The organism is Stieleria sp., from assembly GCF_041595215.1.
Classification (GTDB): domain Bacteria; phylum Planctomycetota; class Planctomycetia; order Pirellulales; family Pirellulaceae; genus Stieleria; species Stieleria magnilauensis.
The window spans coordinates 1-1,859 of record NZ_JBFHKV010001382.1 but is presented as its reverse complement, the minus strand read 5'-3'; the positions used below and the strand labels follow the sequence as shown (position 1 = coordinate 1,859).

Annotated in this window: 1 protein-coding gene; it reads left to right on the top strand. The window is 63.0% G+C overall.

The window, feature by feature from the left end; all coding sequences use genetic code 11:
• Nucleotides 1-67: 67 nt before the first annotated feature.
• A partial coding sequence (locus ABX749_RS31470; protein WP_372899517.1) for a serine/threonine-protein kinase occupies nt 68-1,859 on the top strand: 1,792 nt, incomplete at its 3' end.

The window sequence follows — 1,859 nt, the reverse complement described above, 5'->3', positions numbered from 1 at the left end:
TTGAATACCCGATCGTCGAGCCCAGCGACACGGTACAAACAAGCTAGTGACCCGGTAGTAACACACGATGAACTTGGACGACCTGACCGCCGACGAATTGGCCGCGATCGACACGGTTTGCCTGGAATTCGAGGAGTGTTTCCAGTCCGATCGCCCGTTGTCGGTCGAACAGGCCATCAAGTTGTTCATTGCGCAACATCGCAGCACGCCGCTGCGCGAACACATCGAACTGTTGCGTGAAGAGTTGCTGGCAATCGATAACGAACTGCAAGCGAAACGACTCCGCGCCAGCCAGGCGGCCGAATCTCGGCCCACACCGTTTCAGTCCAAGACCGGCGTCCCCGTGCGACCGGAACCGGTGTTGGGTTTTGCCGACCCGGCCGACCTGAGCGGCCCGACCGACCCCAGCGACCCCAGCGGCCCGCTGGTCGATGAGCGACCAGCGACCGATGCGGATGATCCGGTAGATGACCAGGTGGATGCCGCGGCTGGCCTCGCGGATGCCGGTCCAGTGGATGACAGTCCACGAGCCACCCAATGGATGGCTCCGTCGCCGGATGCGGGGCAAACACCGAAAGCGAGCGAACGCCCTCCCTCGAAGGGCCATCCCGCCTCGGCGAAATCTCCTGCCTCGGCGAAATCTTCTGACACCGCTGAGCGAGCCGGTGCCAACGATCGCATGGCCCGCGGCGAATCGGTCAGCGCGATCGGGCCCTATGCGATCGGTCGGGTTCTGGCCCGTGGCGGGATGGGAATCGTCTATCGCGCCCTGGACACACGCTTGGACCGCCCTGTTGCGATCAAGATGTTGGGTTTTCCGCATTTGGCACCGTCGGACCCCCGACGGATTGAGCTGGTGGAGCGATTTGAACGCGAGGCCAAGGCTGTCGCGGCGCTGTCGCATCCCAACATTGTGGAACTGTTCGACGTCGGGATGGCGGGCGATGCGCCGTATGCGGTGATGGAGTTCCTGAGCGGTCTGACCTTGGCCGAGCAACTGGTCGCCGGTCCGATGTCGCCCGAGCAGACCTGTCAGATCGGGATGCAGATCGCCGGCGCCTTGGCGACCGCGCACGCCGCGGGGGTGATCCATCGCGATTTGAAACCACAGAACGTGATGTTGGTCGACCATCACGATTCGGCAGGCGATTCGGCACCGCGAGTCAAGTTGGTCGATTTCGGACTCTCGCGGGTCAGTGATTCGGCGTTCGCTGATGACGATCAAGACACCAGTCGGACTCGATCGGGAATGATCCTGGGGACACCCGGATACATGGCGCCCGAACAGGCGCGGGGCGAATCGGCGACGAGCGCGGCCGACATGTTTGGATTCGGGTGCGTGCTGTATGAGGTGTTTTATGGAAAGCAGGCGATCCCCGGTGAGACTCCGGCCGATCGATTGGCCGGCACGCTGAGGGGAGAAGTCGAATACGATCACGGCCCTTGCGAGAAGTCAGCGGTGTTGTGTGAGCTGATCGCCCAGTGCCTGAACAAGGATCCCGCCAAACGCCCGACGGCAACGGATGTTTACGCGCGATTGCGTCGTTTCGATTTGAGCAGCAGCGGCGCGGCAACTTCACCGCGGACCCACGAATCGGCCGACCGACAGGGAGCCGGCGAGGGGATCTTGCGGCGACACATGTTGACGACCTTGGCCGGCGGTCTGTTCGGCGGCATGCTGGGTGGGCTGTCATTGGGCAAGACGTCCTCGCGGTTGGGATCGATCCAATCGATCGCGGTGTTGGAACTTCGTGACATCAACGCAAAGGCGGGGGAGCCGACCGACGGAGCGACGCCGTTGGCCGAGCGCGGCCTTGCCGACGGTGAAATCCTGGCCTCCGCGCTCGTCAATGAGCTGT